Source organism: Cobetia sp. BMC6 (genome assembly GCF_029991385.1).
Lineage (GTDB): Bacteria > Pseudomonadota > Gammaproteobacteria > Pseudomonadales > Halomonadaceae > Cobetia.
Window position 1 is genome coordinate 39,513 of the sequence record NZ_JAKUMF010000013.1, and the last position, 19,444, is coordinate 58,956.

The window sequence follows — 19,444 nt, forward strand, 5'->3', positions numbered from 1 at the left end:
CCTCACCCCAGGCCGCTGATCGCCAGCATCCATGACAGATACAGCGGGATGATCAACGGCGCTGCCAGGGTGGTCAGCATCACCGCGATCGCGCCCTTGGCCGGCTGGATATTCAGCTCGATGGCCAGCACGACCACATTGGCGGCCATCGGCACCACGCCCAGCAGCAGCAACACTTGCGCCAGCACCGGGTCGAGGGCGAACAGGCTGCCCAGCAGCATCACGCTGCCCAGACTCAGCAGCGGCCACATCACGAAGCGCAGGCCGGTCGCGGCCAGAATGAAGCGCGGGTCGATCTCGCGCAGGCTGACACCGCCCAGCGTCATGCCGATGATCATCATGCCCAGCACCGTGTAGCTGTACTTGAAGTAGTCGAGTCCCTCCATCACCGCCCCCGGTACCTCGAGGCCCAGTGTCCCTACCAGCAGAGCGGCCAGAAAGGCGTAGATCAGCGGCAGACGCACGATCTTGACCAGACTCTGGCGCATCGAGAACTGCCCGCGCGCACTGACGTAGAAGCCCAGCGTGAATTCATACAGCGTGATGCCGAGCAGGCAGAACAGGTACTGGGTCACGCCTTCCGGCGGCAGTAACAGCATCGCGACCGGCAGGCCGAAGTAGCCGGTATTGCCGGTGCCCGAGGAGAAGGCGAGCAGGGCAGCTTCCTGCGGCGGGAAGAATCTCGCGGCCAGCGGGCGCACCAGCAGGCAGATGCTGCTGGCCAGCGAGAACAGCCCCAGCGTCAGGCCCAGATCACTCAGCGATGGCTCGCCGAGCACCAGCCCGCGAAAGAAGGTCAGCGGCGCGATCACATAGATCAGCAAGGTGGCGATGGGGCGCGGATCGATCGCGAGGCGGCGTGCACAGAGGGCGCCGAGGGCGACGAAGGTGATCAGCATCCAGAGCGGTTGCTGCAGATCGATGTGGTCCATCACGGTTCCTTGTGAAGCGTCATTGTCCTTTTGGTTCATCATGCCGTGTGGCCCCTGTCAGCGTCATCCCATGAATGTCACTCATTGCGCCTTTCCTTCATCAGGCTTTGGGTCGCGCATCAGGCTTTGGGTCGCGTGGTTGCGCGGCTGGTGAGGGGCAGGACTGAGGAGCAGGATGCCACCGTCAGCAATGGTTATAAACACGCACTTTCTTATATGAATGGCATTGAAGTTGAGGCGAAAACCTTTCATTGGCCGGGGTCGGCGGCGGCGGTCAGAATGCTCGACATGCAGTGCAAGGGCGGTGGCGTGACGCACCGGACGTGTATTGCTGCACGCACACCGCGAAGTGTGCGGCGATAACGACATCAATGCCGGACACGACGACCACGAGGGCCGCCCCATGAGTGCAAGCGAACATCCGTCAGGGATCAGCTTCGAATTCTTCCCGCCGAATACCGAGGCCGGGCGTGAAAAGCTCAAGGGGGTTCGCGATCAGCTGGCGGCGCTGGAGCCGGAGTTCTTCTCCGTCACCTATGGCGCGGGCGGCTCCACGCGTGAGCGTACCTTCAACACCGTGCAGTCGGTCAGCGCCAGCGGCATCTGCACCGCGCCGCACCTGTCGTGTGTCGGCAGCGACCGCGGTGAGCTGCGTGAGATCCTGGCGCAATATCGTGAGCAGGGTGTCAAGCGCCTGGTGGCGTTGCGCGGGGACCTGCCCTCCGGGATGGGCTCGCGCAGCGAGCTGCGTTACGCCAACGAGCTGGTCGAGTTCGTGCGCGAGGAGACCGGCGATCACTTCGAGATCGCGGTGGCGGCCTATCCCGAGTGCCATCCGCAGGCCAACAATTACCATAGCGATCTCGAGAACTTCGCGCGCAAGATGCAGGCCGGCGCCGATATCGCCATCACCCAGTACTTCTTCAATGCTGATGCCTATTTCCACTTCGTGGAGCGCGCGCGTGCCGCCGGCATCGAGCAGCCGATCATCCCGGGGATCATGCCGATCACCAACTACACCAAGCTGGCGCGCTTCTCCGATTCCTGCGGTGCGGACATCCCGCGCTGGCTCCGCCGCCAGCTCGAGAGCTATGGCGATGACAGCGAGAGCCTCCAGGCCTTCGGTACCGAGGTGATCTCGCGCATGAGTCAGCGTCTGCTGGATGGCGGCGCACCGGGCCTGCACTTCTATACCCTCAACCAGGCCGAGCCGTGTCTGAAGGTGCTGGAAAATCTGGGTATCGCTTCTCGTTGAGTCACGTGCGCCGGGTGTGCACGGCAAGTCATTGGAAGAGTGGCATTGAATGTGACGTCGATCGCCCTGAGGTCTGATGGGTAGCCGCTAGTGACAGCGGCCCGCAAGCCACTCAAGGCGTCGGCAGTGACGCCGGCCTCAGTGATGGAGAGATTGCTCATGAATCACGAGACACAGCACACGGCATCCTTTACGCCCTCTTCCAGAAAGCCCCTCAAGACCGCCGCGACGGTGGCGCTCGGCGCCTGGTTGTTCGGCGGTGTCGCCCAGGCAGCCACCGAGGTGGAAATGCATCGCGTCAGCAGTGATGGCGTCGGTGAGTCCGTCGGCAGTGTCATGGCCGAGGATACCGATGACGGTCTGCTGCTGACGCCGAAGATCGAGGGGCTCGAGAGCGGCATCCACGGCTTCCACCTGCATGCCAATGCCAGCTGCGAACCGGCTGAGAAGGATGGCGAGACCGTCGCCGCCGCCGCGGCAGGTAGCCACTTCGATCCAGAAGAGACCGGTACCCACCAGGGCCCCTACGGTGATGGCCACCTCGGTGACCTTCCGGCGCTGAGTGTCGATGCCGATGGCAAGATCTCGCTGCCGGTGCTGGCACCGCGCCTCAAGGAGAACGATCTCAGCGGCCATGCGCTGATGATCCACTCCGGGGGTGACAACTACACCGATACGCCCAAGCTGGGCGGTGGCGGCTCGCGCGTTGCCTGCGGTGTAGTTGACTGATGTGTGGTCGACTGGCCTGTGGTCAACTGAACCACCTGCCGAGATGACATGAAAAAGCCCCGCCAATTGGCGGGGCTTTTTCATGTCGCAGTGATACAGCAGATATCAGTGCAGTTTGCCGGGATCCAGAATGCGCACCGGCTGAACCTCATCGCTCGCCGGCGTCTCGCGGGGCTCGCTCACGCGCGTGGAAATCTCGGCGAGGGTCGGCGGCTCCTCGATGGCTTGCTGTTCGAAGAAGTCGCAGGACACGCAGTCACGGTAGCGGGTCTCGTTCTGCTCCCAGGTGCGCAGGCGGTCCATTGCTCCGCAGCGCGGGCAGACGGCACCGGCGATGAAGCGCTTGATGGTAGACATGGTGCCTCCAGTCAGGGTCAGGGTAGGTCTGGCAATCCCGCCTCGGGCGGATGATGCGCCATATGATACGCCCCCGACCGGTAAAGGTCAGGGGCGCATGGTCAGCGGCTCGTGGTCAGGCTTGCGCCATCACGAGACGGGGCGAGATCAGGCCGCCTGGGCACCGATGCCGGAGTGACGCAGCAGGGCATCGACCTGCGGGTCACGGCCACGGAAGGCGCGGAACAGCTCGGCGGCGTCACGCGAGCCACCGCGTGCCAGTACCTCGTCACGGAAGCGTTGGCCGGTGGCGGTATCGAAGACCGCGCTTTCCTCGAAGGCACTGAAGGCGTCTGCCGACAGCACCTCGGCCCACTTGTAGCTGTAGTAACCCGCAGCGTAACCGCCGGCGAAGATATGGCTGAAGCCATTCTGGAAGCGATTGAACTCGACCGCCGGCACCACGGCGACCTTGCTGCGCACCTCGTCGAGCAGCGCCTGGACATCGCTGGCCGACGGCTTGTCGAGCTCATGATGCAGGCGGAAGTCGAACAGCGAGAACTCCAGCTGGCGGACCATGGTCATCGCCGCCTGGAAGTTGCGGGCTGCCTGCAGGCGCTCGAGCATGTCATCGGGTAGACGCTCGCCGGTGTCCACGTGACGTGCGATCAGATCCAGTCCTTCACGCTCGTAGCAGAAGTTTTCCATGAACTGGCTGGGCAGCTCGACGGCGTCCCATGCCACGCCATTGATGCCGGAGACTTCGGCGACTTCCTGACGGGTCAGCATGTGATGCAGGCCGTGACCGAACTCGTGGAACAGCGTGACCACTTCATCGTGGGTCAGCAGCGCCGGGCGATCGCCCACCGGGCGGGTGAAGTTGCAGGTCAGGTAGGCGACCGGCAACTGCAGGCTGCCATCCTCGCGGCGACGACGGACGCGGCACTCGTCCATCCAGGCACCGCCTCGCTTGCCTTCACGCGCGTAGAGATCGAGATAGAAGCCGGCGATCGGGGTGTCATTCTCGATGACCTCGTAGTAGCTGACGTCCTCGTGCCAGACCGGCACGTCGCGCTGCTTGAAGGTGATGCCGTAGAGGCGGTTGACGACCTCGAACAGTCCGTCGATGGCCTGCGGCGCCGGGAAGTAGGGGCGCAGCTGCTCCTGATTGATCGCGTAGCGCGACTCGCGCAGCTTCTCGCTGGCATAGCCGACATCCCACGGCTGCAGGTCGTCGATGCCGAGGCTCTCGGTGGCGTAGGCCGCCAGCTCGTTGAACTCCTCACGCGCCTGCGGCACGGCGCGGGTAGCGAGGTCATCCAGGAAGGCGATGACCTGCGTCGGCGAGTCGGCCATCTTGGTCGCCAGTGACAGCGAGGCGTAGTCGTCGAAGCCGATCAGCGCGGCCAGCTCCTGACGCAGGGCCAGAATCTCCTCGATCACCGGGCCGTTGTCGAACTCACCGGCGTTGGGGCCCTTCTCCGAGGCGCGCGTGACGAAGGCAGTGTAGACCTCCTCGCGCAACTCGCGGTTGTCGGCATAGCTGAGCACCGGGAAGAAGCTCGGGAAGTCCAGGGTGATGCGATAGCCTTCCAGGCCCTTGGCTTCGGCATTGGCCTTGAGCGCTTCAAGGCCGCTTTCCGGTATGCCCGCCAGTGCCTCTTCGTCGACATCCTTGTGCCAGGCCTGGGTGGCATCCAGCACATGGTTGGAGAAGGTGTTGGAGAGCTCGGACAGGCGCGCCTGTATCTCGCCGTAGCGCTGCTTCTTGTCTTGCGGCAGATCGACACCGGCGAGGCGGAAGTCGCGCAGGCTGTTGGTGATCGCCTTCTGCTGGGCTTCATCGAGGCTTGCGAACTCATCGCTGTCCGCGAGGCGCTGATAGGCCGCGGCCAGGTCGCTGTTCTGACCCACCCAGGTGGAGTAGGCCGACAGCTTGGCGAGACAGGCCTGATAGGCCTCACGCAGCTTGGGCGAGTTCATGGTCGAGTTGAGGTGCGAGACCGGCGACCAGGCCTGGCTCAGGCGGTCACCCAGCGCTTCCAGCGGCGCGGCGAAGTTGTCCCAGCGCGTGTCATCGCGGGTGGCCTCGATCAGGCGCTCTATCTCCTGCTGGTTGTGCTCCAGCAGTTCGCTGATCGCGTCCTCGACGTGCTCGGCCTTGAGGGTGTCGAAGGGGGGCAGGGTGTTGCGTTCCAGCAGGGGATTGATCGACATCATGTACCTCGCGTCATTCGGGTGGGCGGCAGCGGTGAGCGGTAAAGGAGAACTTGCGCATCGATTGCGCCGTGAAAACGGCGTCACCGCTGCCGCGGGGATACCTAGAATGTGAGGCCTCGGCGCGTGTTATTCAATCTATCGCCTCGATAGGCGGGCGCTGCCACGCGCATGTCGCATTGGCCGAGGCCGGTACGGCTGCTATCTTGCTGGCCTTGGCCCCCGAGTGGGGCCTGTATCCTTCCCCCGTACCGAAACCACGAGAGCAGACATGAGCGAAACCACCGAACGCTGGGGCAGTCGCCGAGCCTTCATTCTGGCCGTGACCGGCGCCGCCGTAGGGCTGGGCAACATCTGGCGCTTCCCCTACATGACCGGCGAGAACGGCGGTTCCGCGTTTCTGCTGCTGTATATCGGTTTCGTGCTGCTGCTGGGCCTGCCGGTGATGATGGCCGAGATCATGATCGGGCGCGCCGGACGTCGCGGACCGATGCAGGCGCTGGTCCATCTGGCCGTCAGCGGTGGCCGGACCCCGCACTGGCGCTGGCTGGGGCTGTTCGGCGCCATCACCATGTTCTTCATCCTGTCGTTCTATTCGGTGGTGTCGGGCTGGTCGATCGAGTATCTGGTCGATTCGCTGAAGGGTGACTTCAGCGGCATGAGCCCACCGGAGATCGGCGCTACCTTCGGTGCCTTCCTGGAAGACCCGGTGACGATGACCTTCAACCACACCGTCTTCATGCTGATGACGATGAGCGTGGTGGCCGCCGGCATCTCTTCCGGGCTCGAGCGCCTCAACAATCTGATGATGCCGCTGCTCTATGTGCTGTTGCTGGCGCTGGCCGGTTACAGCATCAGCACGCCCGGCTTCGGCCCCGCGCTGAGCTGGCTGTTCATGCCCGACCCGAGTGCCATCACGCTGGACGTGATGCTCAATGCCATGGGACATGCCTTCTTCACGCTGGCGGTCGGCGCCTGTGCACTGATGGCCTACGGCGCCTACATGCCGGAGCGCCAGAGTCTGCCGACGGCCGCGATCGCCGTGGCGGCGCTGGATATCGGTGTGGCGCTGCTGGCGGGTATCGCCATCTTCGCGGCGGTCTTCAGCCAGGGCATGGACCCGGCCTCCGGCCCCGGCCTGATGTTCGTCAGCCTGCCGATCGCCTTCGCCAATCTGCCGGGCGGCAGCGTGCTGCTGGCGCTGTTCTTCCTGCTGTTGCTGCTGGCGACCTGGACCAGCTCGATCAACATCGCCGAGCCCATCGTCGAGGTGCTGGAGGGTTGGGGCCTCAAGCGTCGCCACGCGGCACTGGCGGTCGGTGTCTCGGTGTGGGCGATGGGGTTGTTGTCGGTGCTGTCCTTCTCGAGCCTCAAGGACGTGCACGTGCTGGGCGAAATGAATGTCTTCGATGCGGTGACGACGATTCCGCCGGACTTCTTCCTGCCGATCGGCGGGCTGCTGATCGCTATCTTCGCGGCCTGGGTGATGCCGCAGAATCGTGCGCTGGCTGGCCTCGGCACATCGCGTGGCTTCTTCCGCACCTGGCGTTGGGTACTGCGCTGGGTCTCGATTCCGCTGGTCGTCGTCGTGCTGGGCTGGAGCTTCTTCAAGTAAGCCCGCTTGTGCCATCGGTGCGTGAATCTGGCGTTGAGTCGGCGCCAGGCGTGGGGCGATGCGCAGGGCATGTCGAGCCTGAAAGCGGGGCGTCGGGACGGGGGGCGAAAACATCGCAACGCGAGTCAGGCCGTCGCGCTATTGGCATCCCGGTGTTTGGCGCAGTAGGCTGGATGCCTAATTCAGGAGGCAAGGCATGAGCATTAGATCCTTCAAGGGCCTGACGCCGCGACTGGGCGAGCGGGTTTTCGTCGATCCGGCCAGTGTGGTGCTGGGTGATGTCGCCCTCGGGGATGACAGCTCGGTATGGCCGCTGGCGGTGATTCGCGGCGACATGCACCGTATCCGCATCGGCGCGCGCACCAGTGTGCAGGATGGCGCGGTACTGCATATCACTCACGCCAGTGATTTCAATCCGGGTGGCTATCCGCTGGAAATCGGCGATGACGTCACCATCGGTCACAAGGCCGTGTTGCATGGCTGCACCATTCACGACCGCGTACTGGTCGGCATGGGCGCCATCGTGATGGACGGCGTGGTGGTGGAAGATGAAGTCATCATCGCGGCGGGTGCGCTGGTGCCGCCGGGCAAGCGTCTCGAGGGCGGGCATGTGTATGCCGGCAACCCGGCCAAGGCACTGCGCCCCATCAAGGACAGTGAGCGTGAGTTCTTCACCTATTCGGCGGTGAACTACGTCAAGCTGAAGGATCAGCATCTGGCCGAAGACTACGTCGACTGAATCTTCCTCGCGGAGAGTGGCAGACGCAGCAATGATCACTCCCCCGTTGGCTCAGGCCAGCGGGGGAGTGCTCGTTTCAGAGCCGGATTATTCGCAAGTCAGGGGCAAATTTTCCGCAAGCCAGGGGCGGATTTTCCACAAGCCAGGATCGGTTTTTCCACGAGCTTTAGAAGGCAGAGATGGCAGTGGCGCGCACAAACCAGGACAAGCCATTGTTTTTCATGAAATGCTTGCGTCATAATCTGGACGTATATCCAGTGCCGGCGTGTGGCGTCTGGTCCAGTGACATCGTCGAGGGCTCGCGACCCGTATTTCATGGCCAATTTTCGTACCCATATCACCGTAGCGGCCTTTGCCGGCGGCATCGTCGCGGCGGCGGGCTGGCAGGGCGGCCTGTGGTCGCTGGCGGAGGGGGTTCCGCTGGCGAGTCTGACCACCTTCGGCGGTATCCTGCCGGATATCGACTCCGACAACTCGCGCGCCATCCGGATCCTGTTCACGCTGTTTGCGGTACTGGCGACCATGGCTTGCGTGCTGCTGCTGCAGGACCGCCTGCTGGCGGGGCCGTTGATGATGGCGGGCGGCGCCACCTATCTGGGCGTGCGCTATGTGGCCAGCGCCATCTTCAAGCGCTTCACCGTCCACCGCGGTATCTGGCACTCGCTGCTCGCGTCACTGCTGTGCTCACTGGGCGTGACGGCCGCCAGCCTGCATGTACTGGGGCAGAGTGAAGAGCAGGCCTGGTGGCAGGGCGCGGCCCTGTTGTTCGGCGCCATGATCCACCTGTTGCTCGATGAGATGTACAGCGTCGACATGGTCGGCGCACGCCTCAAGCGCAGCTTCGGTACCGCCTTCAAGCTGTTCGATTATCGTGAGCCGGGCAACTCGCTGGCGATGGTGGCGGTGATCGCCGCCATGACGCCCTGGCTGCCGCCCGTTTCGGTGCTGGTGGACATCATGCATCTGCAGGGGCCGCTGTCCGTGTTCGGCGAAGGCCTGTCGCGGCTGATGGCCGGCGTCTGATGCTGTCTGGCTGAAGACCGGCGCGAATCTCCGTTGCGTTGTCTTGGTCGTGATGCCTTGGTTGTGATGCCTCTGTTGTGGTGCATCAGGCACGATGCCTCAACCACGATAGGGCTCGGCGCTCAGGCCGTGCTTCTTGAGCTTGTCGTAGAGTGTCTTGCGCGGCAGCCCCAGCCGTTCGCAGGCCATCACCACCTGACCTTTGCTGGCCGCCAGGGCTTCGCGAATCAGCGCGGCCTCGAACGCCTCCATGCGCTGCGGCAGCGATTGCGCCTGCGTGGCTGCCTTCACGTTGTGCTCCAGTTCCCCCAGCTCGCCTGATTCCCTCGATGCTCCTGATGCATCCCGCTCGCACGTGCCGGTGGTGATGCCTTCTCTGTCCGCCTCTCTTGCGGCTTCCGTGCTGTTCACGGCCGGGCTACTCGTGCCCGTGGTGAGCGGTCGCCCTTCCGCCATGCTGTCGCCGATGTTGCCTTCCAGCCCGCCCAGCAGCACATGACGCTCCGCACAGTTTCTCAGCTCACGCACGTTGCCCGGCCAGTCATGCGCCAGCAGTGCCTGCAGGGTGGTGGCGTCCAGCGGTGGGACTTCCAGACTGGTGCGTTCGCTGGCCAGAATCGCGAAGTGCCGGAACAGTTGCAGGATATCTTCGGCATGCTCGCGCAGTGGCGGCAGATATAGCGTGACCACGTTCAGGCGGTAGTAGAGGTCTTCGCGAAACTCGCCGGCGCTGGCCGCTTCACGTAGATCCCGCTTGGTGGCGGCGATGACGCGGATGTCGATGGGGCGTGGCGTATTGCTGCCGAGCCGCTCGATACTGCGCTCCTGCAGCACCCGCAACAGCTTGATCTGCAACGACATCGGCATCGATTCGATCTCATCGAGGAACAGGGTACCGCCGTCGGCGTGTTCCAGCTTGCCGATGCGGCGCTCGCTGGCACCGGTGAAGGCGCCTTTCTCGTGGCCGAACAGTTCCGACTCGATCAATGTCTCCGGCATGCCGCCACAGTTGAGCGCCACGAAGGGCTTGCTGGCGCGGGCGCTGCGCTCGTGCAGACAGCGGGCGACACGGTCCTTGCCGGCGCCGGTCTCGCCATATAGCAAGGTGTCGGCATCGACTGCCGCCAGGCGTGAAACCTGGGCATCCAGGCGCTGCATGAGGTCACTGCTGCCCACCAGCCTGGGGCCGGCGCTGTTGCGCTGGGTATCCAGCTGTTCGCGCAGCGAGCGGTTCTCCAGTGCCAGCCGGCGGGCGGCCACCGCGCGCCGTACGCCATCGAGCATGCGCTCGCGATCGAAGGGCTTCTCGATGAAATCCCAGGCACCGGCCTGCATGGCCGCGACGGCGGTATCGATGTCGCCATGACCGGTCATCACGATCACCGGCAGCTCGTCATCCACGGCATGTGCCGCGTGCAGCAGGCTCAGGCCATCCATGCCCGGCATGCGAATGTCCGTGATCACCACACCCTCGAAGGGCGCCTCGGCGCGCAGGATTTCCAGCGCCTGCTCGGCACTGGCCAGCGGGCGAGTGCGGTAATCGGCCAGCATCAGGCTCTGGCTCAGGCTGTCGCGCAGGTGCGGTTCGTCATCCACCACCAGCACCTGCATGTCGGTATTCGTGACGTCGCTCATGACGGCTCCTGTGAATGGTTGGCGGTGGGTGGCATCGGGGGTTGTGAGGGCATCGAGAGCGCCGGCAGCGTCAGCCGGAACAGTGCGCCACCCAGCGGCGAGGGGTGCGCCTCGAGGGTGCCGCCGAGGTCGGCGACGATACGCGCGCTGATCGATAACCCCAGCCCGAGCCCCTGGCCGTCGGCGCGCTGGGTATAGAAGGGTTCGAACACGCGCACCAGTTGCGATGGCTCGAGGCCGGGGCCGTTGTCGTGGACTTCCAGCACGACCTGATCACCGGCGCTGCCCGTTTTCTCATGCAGGTCGAGCTGGATGCTGGGGGGCTCCGTGCGCTCGGGGGGCATGTCGGCCAGCGCGTCCAGCGCATTGCCGATCAGGTTGACCAATACCTGCTCCAGACGCACCGGCTCGGCGCGCACTTGGGCCAGCGTTGGACCCGCTTCGCGAATGAGGGTCACGCCGAGCGCCTCGCAGCGTGCATGCAGCAGGCGCAGGGCATAGTCGAGGCTGGTGGTGAGGTCGATGGCCTCCAGACGGTCACCGCTCTTGCGTGAGAACTGACGCAGCTGCGCGCTGATCTCGCCCATGCGCTGGGTCAGCTCGGTGATCTGGCGCAGGTTGCTCTCGACCTGGGAGGTCTGGGCGCGAGCGAGGAAGGCAGTCGCGTTCTCGGCATAGGCGCGGATGGCGGCCAAAGGCTGATTGAGCTCGTGATTGATGCCGGCGGCCAGCTCCCCCAGCACCGCCAGCTTGGCGGTCTGGATCAATTCATCACGCGTCTCGCGCAGCTCGCGTTCGGCGCGGGTGCGCTCCTCGACTTCGGCACTCAGGCGCGTGTTGCTGGCGGCGAGGTCGCGGGTACGCTCGACCACCCGTTGCTCGAAGGCATCGCGTGCCTGAGCGAGCTGCTCGGCCTGGGCACGGCGTTCGCTGACATCGAAGACCGTGACCAGCCATCGTGGACCATGGGGGCTGGGCAGTGGCGAGCAGGAAAGCTCCAGTGGTACCGCGACTCCCTCGCGCAGGCCATGCACTTCCAGCGGCCCGACGGCGCGGTCCTGGGTCAGGCGGTCCAGCAGGTGGCGCTCGGCCGGCAGGAACAGCTCGCGCAGATCACGCCCTTCGCGGGCGCTGGGCTGGCGGGTTGAGTCTTCCGGTGAGGTGTCGGCGCTCAAGGGCGAGCCGAACAGCGCGATGGCCGTCGGATTGAGATACACCAGCCGCACCCGCTCATCGAGGATACACAGGCCAGCCTGAGTGCGGTCGATGATGCCGCGCACCCGTTGCTGGCTGCTGGCGAGATTCTGGCGCTCGCGCTCGGCGAACAGGCGACGCTCACGCAGGATGCGCAGTCGCTGCCAGCCCAGCCCTGCCAGCAGACACAGCAAGGCATAGCCACCGGCCGCGAGACCGGCTGTCTGCCAGATACCGCTGCGCAGCGGAGCCAGTGGCTTGAGTACATGCAGGCGCCAGCCGATATCCGGCAGTGGCTGGGACAGGCTCAACCAGGCGTGCTGCCAGAGATCCCCCGGTGTCAGCTGCAACAATTCGATGGAGGTCGTGTCGCGGCGCGACTCAAGGGGCGAGCCCAGCAGCTCTGGCAGCGCCTCGCGATGATGCAGGCGCAGCGGACGCAGGCGCTGATTGGCATAGCGCTGGGTATCGAGCAGTCGGTTGCGTGTCTCCTCGCTGAGTGGCTCCAGCGTGCGCAGCACCCGCTGCGCCTGGCTGGCGATGAAGATCACGCCATGCGGATCAGTGACCATGATGTCGGCATTCTGGTCGAGCCACGCCGCCTCCAGCGCCTCTATCTGCACCTTGACCACGGCCACGCCACGTCGCCCCTGCGGGCTGGTGACGGCGGCACTGAAGAAGTAACCGCGCTCACCGGAGCTGGTGCCCAGCCCGTAGAAGCGGCCTTCGCCACCATTGATGGCGTCTTGCCAGTAGGGGCGGAAGCGGTAGTTCTGGCCGATGAAGGTGTTGGCGGAGCGCCAGTTGCTGGCGGCGATGGTGGTGCCGGTGTCATCGACCAGATAGAGGTCCGAGATGCCGGCCAGCTCACGCATGCGGTCCAGGCGCTGATTGAGCGCCACTTCCGCGCTGAGATCTTCAGGGTGATCCAGAAAGTCGCGCAGCTGGTCATTCTCTGCCACCAGCCTGGGCAGATAGGCGTGTCGATTCAGTTGGCCGCGCAGGCTGGCGGCAGTCAGACGCAGTTCGTTGTCTGCCTCATGCCCCAGGCGCTCCAGCCCCTGGCTGCGCGCCATCGAGACCGCCTGCCACACGCACAGCATCAGCCCCAGCGGTAGCACTACCGCCAGTACGAGACGCCACAGCTGGGGCAGGCGCGTATCCTTCATCGGCAAGCCTTCATGTTCAGGCCCTCATCTCAAGCGCTGCTTATCCGGAACTTCATGTTCAGCCAGGGCGTCATGACTGAATGTCATGAGCCATCCGGCGCCGCCTGGGCACGGCGCAAGGCGCGCTGGGCACGAGTCTCGGCGCGTTCCAGTTCCAGCAGTGAATCCTCGACGAAGACCAGATGCTCATGGGCGGCGTTGCGCGCATCTTCCGCGCGGCCTTCCATGATCGCCTCGAACAGGCTGCGGTGTTGCTGGATCAGGCGCGGGCGTGATTCCGGCTTCTCGAACAGGTGGCGCAGGTTGGCCACGATACTCTTCTCCAGCAACTGGAACAGGCTGCGCATCGAGTGCAGCAGCACCACGTTGTGCGCGGCCTCAGCGATGGCGAGGTGGAAGGCGGCATCGGCACCGGCTTCGCGCTCTGGGTCACGTCCCTCGAAGCTCTTCTCCAGGTCCTCGAAGCGCTGGCGCAGCATTGCCTTGTCGGCAGGTGTGGAGCGCATGGCGGCGTAGTAGGCGCTGATGCCTTCCAGCGCATCACGAAATTCCAGCAGATCGAGATTGAACTCACCGTGGCGACCCAGCAGCGCGCTGAGCGGGTCGGACCAGGCGCGCGCCAGCTCTTCAGAGACATAGGTGCCGCCGCCCTGACGTGAGGTTAGCAGTCCGCGCGCGGCCAGTTTCTGGATGGCCTCCCGCACGGAGGGGCGCGAGACTTCGAACTGCTCGGCCAAGGTGCGCTCGGGTGGCAGGCGCTCGCCGGGTTTCAGGCTGCCTTCGATGATCATGCTTTCGAGGCGTTCGGTGAGTACATCGGCGATACGGGGTTGGCGGACGGGGGCGTAACGCATGGAAGTGTCCTTGCGGCAAAGGTGAAAGGCGGCGCCGAACGCTGGAAGGCCAGAGTGCGGCAGGCAAGAGAGGGGTGCTTGCGGCGCTGCCGATGATCAGTGTGGCCCGTGGGCATTCCACGCCACAGCCGACATTGGTCTTACCAATATGTGTGATAACCACGCCTCGCGTGGGAGATGAGGACTATCAATAATTGGTAATACCAATTTTACGCAATAGAGATGCTTTGACCAATGTCTAGATACCTTATGCGACATGATGTTTGACCCCTTTCGAGGCGACGCCTAGATTATGCCGAAGCACATCAGGGTAAATTGGTATTACCAATTTATCGGAAGGCCTGACCCAAGGGTGCGCCAACCCCCGAGTCCTTCACTGCCGTGCCAGACAACAATCACAACAATTCGCCTGCGGAGTTTCCGTCATGTCCGAGCCACTGCTGGCCTTGCTGGCCTTCACCCCTATCCTGCTGGCGGGCATCCTGCTCGTCGGTCTGCAATGGCCCGCGCGTCGCGCCATGCCATTGGTCTTCCTCGTCACCGCTGTCATCGGCTATTTCGTGTGGCAGATGTCGCTGACGCGCATTCTGGCCTCCACGCTGCAGGGGCTGATGGTGACCGTCTCGGTGCTGTGGATCATCTTCGGCGCCATCTTTCTGCTCAATACGCTCAAGCATTCCGGGGCGATCGCGGTAATCCGCGGCGCCTTCACCACCGTCAGTCCCGACCGCCGCGTACAGGCCATCATCATCGCCTGGCTGTTCGGCAGCTTCATCGAGGGGGCTTCCGGCTTCGGGACGCCTGCGGCCATCGCGGCGCCGTTGCTGGTCGCCATCGGCTTCCCGGCGCTGGGGGCGGTGATGGTGGGCATGATGATCCAGTCGACGCCGGTATCCTTCGGGGCGGTGGGCACGCCGATCGTGATCGGCGTGAATGCGGGCCTCGACAAGGCCAATCTCGGTGAGCAGCTGCTGGCGAACCATTCCAGCTGGGAGGCCTTCCTGCAGCTGATCACCTCGGAAGTCGCCATCGTGCATGGCATCGTCGGCCTGCTGATGCCGCTGTTCATGACCGTGATGATGACGCGCTTCTTCGGGGCGAAGAAAAGCTGGAGCGAGGGGCTGTCGATAGCACCGTTCGCGTTGTTCGCCGGCCTGTGCTTCACGCTGCCCTACGTGGCGGCAGGTATCTTCCTCGGCCCGGAGTTCCCGTCACTGATCGGCGCTCTGGTCGGCTTGATCCTCGTGGTGCCAGCGGCGCGTGCCGGCTTTCTATTGCCGAAGGACAGCTGGGATTTTCCGCCCGAGGCCGAGTGGCCCAGGCATTGGCTGGGTGACCTGACGCTGGAGCGCGATGACGTCGAGGCCGCCGCGGCGGGCAGAAAGCCGCTGCCTCTGTGGCTGGCGTGGTTGCCCTATGGGCTGATCGCGTTGCTGCTGGTCGCCTCGCGCGTATCGAGTGACTTCAAGGGCTGGCTGGTCAGCGTGCAATTCAGTGCCACTGACCTGCTGGGTGCCAGCGGCATCTCCGGCGCGATACAGCCGCTCTATCTGCCTGGCGGCATCATGGTCTTCGTGGCGCTGATCACGCTGTTGCTGCATCGCATGGCCTCTCGCCAGCTGGTGGCGGCGGCCAGCGAATCCTGGCGCACACTGGTCGGCGCCGGCTTCGTGCTGGTGTTCACCATTCCGATGGTGCGCATCCTGATCAACTCCGGCGTCAATCTGAACGATCTGGCGTCCATGCCGGTGGTGATGGCGGACGTGGTGGCTGACAGCCTCGGTCAGGCCTACCCGTTGTTCGCCTCGGGCATCGGCGCGCTGGGGGCCTTCATCGCCGGCTCCAATACGGTTTCCAACATGATGCTGTCCCAGTTCCAGTTCAACGTCGCCGCCCAGCTCGGGCTGTCGGGAGCGCTGATGGTGGCGCTGCAGGCGGTCGGGGCCGCGGCTGGCAACATGATCGCCATCCACAACGTCGTGGCGGCCTCGGCGACCGTCGGTCTGCTGGGGCGTGAAGGACGTACCCTGCGCATGACGGCGATTCCGACCACCTACTATCTATTGGCCTCCGGCGTGCTGGGCATTCTGGCGTTCCATCTGGTGGGCCTGAGTGACCCGCTGCTGCCATAAGCGTGATCCGTGCTGACTGATACCCTGAAAGACATCCTGACTGACTAAAGAGACTGGCCATGACCGTCGCTGCTGCCCCTGACTCCACTGCTCACCCTGCCATGGGCGGGCATGCCTCACCCCAGGCGCGAGCTGCTGCCTATGACGCCCTGCGCGAGGCGTTGGCGCAGCACATTCCCGGTGAGCGCCTGATCCATGATCCGCTGCGCACCCTGGCCTACGGCACGGATGCCAGCTTCTATCGGCTGGTGCCGCAGCTGGTGGTGCGGGTGCATGACGAGCAGGAGCTTGGGCATGTGTTGCGCGAGTGCCGGACGCGCAAGCTGCCGGTGACCTTCCGTGCGGCGGGGACGTCGCTGTCCGGACAGGCGTTGACGGATTCGGTGCTCATCCAGCTGGGCGGCGAGTGGCGAGGGGCGCAGGTGCTGGAGCAGGGCAGCCGCATCTGCCTGCAGCCGGGGGTGATCGGGGCGCGTGCCAATCAGCTGCTGGCCCCCTTCGGGCGCAAGATCGGCCCGGACCCGGCTTCGATCAACAGCTGCATGATCGGCGGCATCGCGGCCAACAATGCGTCCGGCATGTGCTGCGGCACGGCACACAACAGTTATCGCACCGTCGAGGACCTGCGCGTCATTCTCGCCGATGGCACCTGCCTGGATACGGCGTCGCCGGAGAGTGTGCAGGCCTTTCGTGCCAGCCATGGTGGCCTGCTGGCGGAGCTGGAGCGCATGGCGGCCAGTGTGCGCGCCGACCCTGAGCTGGCCGAGCGCATCCGCCACAAGTACCGCCTCAAGAACACCACCGGCTATAGCCTCAATGCACTGGTCGACTATGCCGATGGCCTCGAGATCCTCAAGCATCTGATGATCGGTTCGGAAGGCACCCTGGGTTTCATCGCCTCCATTACCTATCGCACCGTGATCGAGGAGCCGCACAAGGCAGCGGCGCTGGTGTACTACCCGAACATCGATGCAGCCTGTCGCGCCACCATGTTGCTGAAGACGGCTCCGGTCGCGGCGGTGGAGCTGATGGACCGCGCGGCGCTGCGCTCCGTCGAGGACGCACCGGGCATGCCGGACGAGTTGCGCACCCTGCCGGAAGCGGCGGTCGCGCTGCTGGTGGATGTGCGGGGCGCGCATCATCAGGAGTTGGAGGCGCGCATGGCCGAGGTGGGCCGCGTGCTGGAAGGCATCGAGACCTGCGAGTCGTGGGCCTTCACTCAGGATGCGCAGCGTTATGCGCTGTACTGGAAGATCCGCAAGGGCCTGTTCCCGGCGGTCGGCGCAGTGCGTGATCTGGGGACCACCGTGATCATCGAGGATGTCGCCTTCCCCATCGAGCGGCTGGCGGAAGGCGTCGGTGCGCTGACGGAGGTCTTCCAGCGGCATGGTTACTCCCAGGCGATCCTGTTTGGTCACGCGCTGGAGGGCAATCTTCACTTCGTCTTCCCACAGGGCTTCGAGCGCGAAGGTGAGGTGGAGCGCTATCAGGCGCTGATGGATGACGTCGCGCAGCTGGTGGGGCAGGAATATGGTGGCTCGCTCAAGGCCGAGCATGGTACGGGTCGCAACATGGCGCCTTATGTAGAGCTTGAGTGGGGCAAGGATGCCTATGCCCTGATGTGGCGAATCAAGGAGGCCTTCGATCCGGACAACCTGCTCAACCCGGAAGTGATCCTGACGCGCAATCCTCGCCTGCATCTGGAAAACCTCAAGCCACTGCCGGCAGCGGACCCGCTGGTGGACCGCTGCATCGAGTGCGGTTTCTGTGAGTCGGTCTGTCCGTCGAAGAATCTGAGCCTGACGCCGCGCCAGCGCATCGTCATCCGGCGGGAGATCGCTCGCCTGGCTGCGCTCGAGGCACCGGATGATGCACAGCGCGACCAGCTGGCAGCGCTCAGGAAGGAATACGCCTATCAGGGCATGGAGACCTGTGCGGGGGATGGCCTGTGCGCGACCCAGTGTCCGGTCGGCATCAATACCGGTGATCTGATCCGGGGATTGCGTCATGAAGAGAACGCCGGTGCCGATCATCCAGGCAAGGTGAAGGTGGCGCAGTGGGCCGGAGAGCATTTCACTCGTGTCACCAGTGGCATGCGTGGGGTGCTCAGGCTGGCGGATGGGCTGCATGGCGCCGTCGGCACGCGCAACATGCGTCGCCTGACCCGGGCTGCTCGCAAGGTGTCCGGTGACAGGGTGCAGCAATGGACTCCCAGCATGCCGGCGGCCGCGCCGCGCCCGTATCTCAAACGTCTGGCACAACCCTTGGGTCGCAGTGAGGCGCCGAATGGGCACGTCGTCTATTTTCCGTCCTGCGCCACGCGTGTCTTCGGGGTCGCTACTGATGATCGCGATCCACGCAGTGTCACCGAGATGGCGCTGGCCTTGATGGACAAGGCTGGCTTCGAGGTCGTGCTGCCGAAAGGGGTGGAGGCGCTGTGCTGTGGGATGGCCTTCCAGTCCAAGGGTCAGTTCGAGGCGGGAGATGCCAAGGCCGCCGAGTTGGCAACGGCGCTGGTGGAGGCGAGTGACGACGGACGGCTGCCGATCTTCTGTGATACCAGCCCGTGCCTGGCACAGGCTCAGGCCTATGCGCGCGAGCATCTTGAAGTGTCGCTCACCTTGGTCGAGCCGGTGCAGCTGGTCCTCGACTATCTATTGCCTTATCTCTCGATCACACCGCTCAAGGCAAGAGTCGCGGTGCATGTCACCTGCTCCAGTGTCCGCATGGGGCTGGCAGAGCAGTTCGTGGCGCTGGCGCGGCAGTGCGCCAGTGAAGTCGTCGTACCGGAAGAGATCACCTGCTGCGGCTTCGCCGGCGACAAGGGCTTCAGTACCCCGGAGCTCAATGCCTCGGCATTGAAGGGGCTGAAGGAGGTAGTGGCCGATTGCGACTACGGAGTTTCCAATTCGCGCACCTGCGAGATAGGGCTGAGTGATCACTCCGGACTCAGCTATCAATCGATTCTCGGTCTGGTCGATAGAGCATCGGCACCAAGGTGATGGGAGGTGTTCGAGATGCATGACGCCCTGATGACAATCTCTTGAAAAAGCCCTTGCCCTCGCGGCGGTTCGTGCGTAAAGTACGCATCCGCTGCCGGGGACGCATGGCGTCACCAGCGGTGAAAGAGGTTTGCAGGTAATTGTTTTGCTTGATGTTTTTGAAGCATGCTTCGAAATCATCGATTGACAACCCCGGGCGATTCGCTAGAATACGCCGCACTCCTTGTGGAACAGGTGATCGAGCAATGCTCCTCACCGCTTGATGATGCTTAGAGGCAGTCGATTGACTCATCATCAAGTGCTTGACTTCTCAAGCGTTCCGGGTAGAATGTGTCTCCTCGCTTCACAGCGACGCTCTTTAAAAATTTGATCAGGTAATTCGTGTGAGCGCTTGCCGATGAGTGGTGATAAGGTCACCAAATATCGGAGCAAGCCTCTCACGAGAAGTTTGACTCTGAGCCAAGTTTAGTCTGCTTAACAGACTGTCAAGCTTTCAACTGAAGAGTTTGATCATGGCTCAGATTGAACGCTGGCGGCAGGCTTAACACATGCAAGTCGAGCGGAAACGATTCTAGCTTGCTAGAAGGCGTCGAGCGGCGGACGGGTGAGTAA

At 64.0% G+C, this 19,444-nt stretch carries 13 protein-coding genes and 1 rRNA gene; 8 read left to right on the forward strand and 6 right to left on the reverse strand.

Annotated elements, in window-relative coordinates; translation table 11 throughout:
* Window positions 1-2 precede the first annotated feature (2 nt).
* On the reverse strand, window positions 3-932 hold the full coding sequence (locus MKZ40_RS16135) for an AEC family transporter (RefSeq protein ID WP_175090645.1): 930 nt from the start codon (window positions 930-932) through the stop codon (window positions 3-5).
* Window positions 933-1,335: 403 nt separating this feature from the next.
* Between MKZ40_RS16135 and metF the strand changes: the two genes are divergently transcribed.
* Both metF and sodC read left to right on the forward strand, forming a co-directional pair.
* Window positions 1,336-2,187 carry a methylenetetrahydrofolate reductase [NAD(P)H] gene (gene metF, locus MKZ40_RS16140; protein WP_175090646.1) on the forward strand — a complete coding sequence of 284 codons (852 nt, stop codon included), beginning with the start codon at window positions 1,336-1,338 and terminating at the stop codon, window positions 2,185-2,187.
* Window positions 2,188-2,346: 159 nt separating this feature from the next.
* Window positions 2,347-2,916 carry a superoxide dismutase family protein gene (gene sodC / locus MKZ40_RS16145; protein WP_175090647.1) on the forward strand — a complete coding sequence of 190 codons (570 nt, stop codon included), beginning with the start codon at window positions 2,347-2,349 and terminating at the stop codon, window positions 2,914-2,916.
* A 105-nt stretch (window positions 2,917-3,021) separates the two neighbouring features.
* Here the strand turns inward: sodC and MKZ40_RS16150 are convergent, their stop codons facing one another.
* Together MKZ40_RS16150 and prlC are read right to left on the reverse strand one after the other, a co-directional pair.
* On the reverse strand, window positions 3,022-3,273 hold the full coding sequence (locus MKZ40_RS16150) for a YheV family putative zinc ribbon protein (protein WP_175090648.1): 252 nt from the start codon (window positions 3,271-3,273) through the stop codon (window positions 3,022-3,024).
* Between the two features lie 147 nt (window positions 3,274-3,420).
* Window positions 3,421-5,469, reverse strand: a complete 2,049-nt coding sequence (gene prlC, locus MKZ40_RS16155) for an oligopeptidase A (protein WP_175090649.1) — start codon at window positions 5,467-5,469, stop codon at window positions 3,421-3,423.
* A gap of 271 nt (window positions 5,470-5,740) precedes the next feature.
* Between prlC and MKZ40_RS16160 the strand changes: the two genes are divergently transcribed.
* The 3 genes from MKZ40_RS16160 to MKZ40_RS16170 all read left to right on the forward strand — a co-directional run bounded on the left by MKZ40_RS16160 (window position 5,741) and on the right by MKZ40_RS16170 (window position 8,846).
* The gene (locus MKZ40_RS16160; protein ID WP_175090650.1) at window positions 5,741-7,084 is read left to right on the forward strand and encodes a sodium-dependent transporter; all 1,344 of its coding nucleotides are present in this window, start codon (window positions 5,741-5,743) and stop codon (window positions 7,082-7,084) included.
* 196 nt (window positions 7,085-7,280) lie between these two features.
* Window positions 7,281-7,823 (forward strand): gamma carbonic anhydrase family protein, encoded by a 543-nt coding sequence (locus tag MKZ40_RS16165; RefSeq protein WP_043335714.1) that lies wholly within the window; start codon window positions 7,281-7,283, stop codon window positions 7,821-7,823.
* Window positions 7,824-8,138: 315 nt separating this feature from the next.
* Window positions 8,139-8,846, forward strand: coding sequence for a metal-dependent hydrolase (locus MKZ40_RS16170; RefSeq protein WP_175090651.1), 708 nt, complete (start codon window positions 8,139-8,141; stop codon window positions 8,844-8,846).
* Between the two features lie 99 nt (window positions 8,847-8,945).
* Here MKZ40_RS16170 and MKZ40_RS16175 read toward each other — a convergent pair whose 3' ends face one another.
* The 3 genes from MKZ40_RS16175 to MKZ40_RS16185 form a co-directional block, all read right to left on the reverse strand.
* The gene (locus MKZ40_RS16175) at window positions 8,946-10,481 is read right to left on the reverse strand and encodes a sigma-54 dependent transcriptional regulator (RefSeq protein ID WP_254627216.1); all 1,536 of its coding nucleotides are present in this window, start codon (window positions 10,479-10,481) and stop codon (window positions 8,946-8,948) included.
* On the reverse strand, window positions 10,478-12,844 hold the full coding sequence (locus MKZ40_RS16180; RefSeq protein ID WP_175090652.1) for an ATP-binding protein: 2,367 nt from the start codon (window positions 12,842-12,844) through the stop codon (window positions 10,478-10,480). Before MKZ40_RS16180 ends, MKZ40_RS16175 begins: the two co-directional genes overlap by 4 nt.
* An 83-nt stretch (window positions 12,845-12,927) precedes the next feature.
* Window positions 12,928-13,698 (reverse strand): FCD domain-containing protein, encoded by a 771-nt coding sequence (locus MKZ40_RS16185; RefSeq protein WP_054556318.1) that lies wholly within the window; start codon window positions 13,696-13,698, stop codon window positions 12,928-12,930.
* A gap of 425 nt (window positions 13,699-14,123) precedes the next feature.
* Here MKZ40_RS16185 and MKZ40_RS16190 point away from each other — a divergent pair, with 425 nt between their 5' ends.
* The 3 genes from MKZ40_RS16190 to MKZ40_RS16200 form a co-directional block, all read left to right on the forward strand.
* Complete coding sequence (locus MKZ40_RS16190) at window positions 14,124-15,830, forward strand: L-lactate permease (RefSeq protein ID WP_175090653.1); 1,707 nt, start codon at window positions 14,124-14,126, stop codon at window positions 15,828-15,830.
* A gap of 59 nt (window positions 15,831-15,889) precedes the next feature.
* Complete coding sequence (locus MKZ40_RS16195) at window positions 15,890-18,832, forward strand: FAD-binding and (Fe-S)-binding domain-containing protein (protein ID WP_254627217.1); 2,943 nt, start codon at window positions 15,890-15,892, stop codon at window positions 18,830-18,832.
* Between the two features lie 494 nt (window positions 18,833-19,326).
* Window positions 19,327-19,444: ribosomal RNA gene (locus MKZ40_RS16200) — 16S ribosomal RNA — on the forward strand; the annotation flags it as partial.

Coding starts and splice junctions, on each gene's coding strand:
- MKZ40_RS16135 (WP_175090645.1), bottom strand. CDS start 932: ATGGACCACATCGATCTGCAGCAACCGCTCTGGATGCTGATCACCTTC.
- metF (WP_175090646.1), top strand. CDS start 1,336: ATGAGTGCAAGCGAACATCCGTCAGGGATCAGCTTCGAATTCTTCCCG.
- sodC (WP_175090647.1), top strand. CDS start 2,347: ATGAATCACGAGACACAGCACACGGCATCCTTTACGCCCTCTTCCAGA.
- MKZ40_RS16150 (WP_175090648.1), bottom strand. CDS start 3,273: ATGTCTACCATCAAGCGCTTCATCGCCGGTGCCGTCTGCCCGCGCTGC.
- prlC (WP_175090649.1), bottom strand. CDS start 5,469: ATGTCGATCAATCCCCTGCTGGAACGCAACACCCTGCCCCCCTTCGAC.
- MKZ40_RS16160 (WP_175090650.1), top strand. CDS start 5,741: ATGAGCGAAACCACCGAACGCTGGGGCAGTCGCCGAGCCTTCATTCTG.
- MKZ40_RS16165 (WP_043335714.1), top strand. CDS start 7,281: ATGAGCATTAGATCCTTCAAGGGCCTGACGCCGCGACTGGGCGAGCGG.
- MKZ40_RS16170 (WP_175090651.1), top strand. CDS start 8,139: ATGGCCAATTTTCGTACCCATATCACCGTAGCGGCCTTTGCCGGCGGC.
- MKZ40_RS16175 (WP_254627216.1), bottom strand. CDS start 10,481: ATGAGCGACGTCACGAATACCGACATGCAGGTGCTGGTGGTGGATGAC.
- MKZ40_RS16180 (WP_175090652.1), bottom strand. CDS start 12,844: ATGAAGGATACGCGCCTGCCCCAGCTGTGGCGTCTCGTACTGGCGGTA.
- MKZ40_RS16185 (WP_054556318.1), bottom strand. CDS start 13,698: ATGCGTTACGCCCCCGTCCGCCAACCCCGTATCGCCGATGTACTCACC.
- MKZ40_RS16190 (WP_175090653.1), top strand. CDS start 14,124: ATGTCCGAGCCACTGCTGGCCTTGCTGGCCTTCACCCCTATCCTGCTG.
- MKZ40_RS16195 (WP_254627217.1), top strand. CDS start 15,890: ATGACCGTCGCTGCTGCCCCTGACTCCACTGCTCACCCTGCCATGGGC.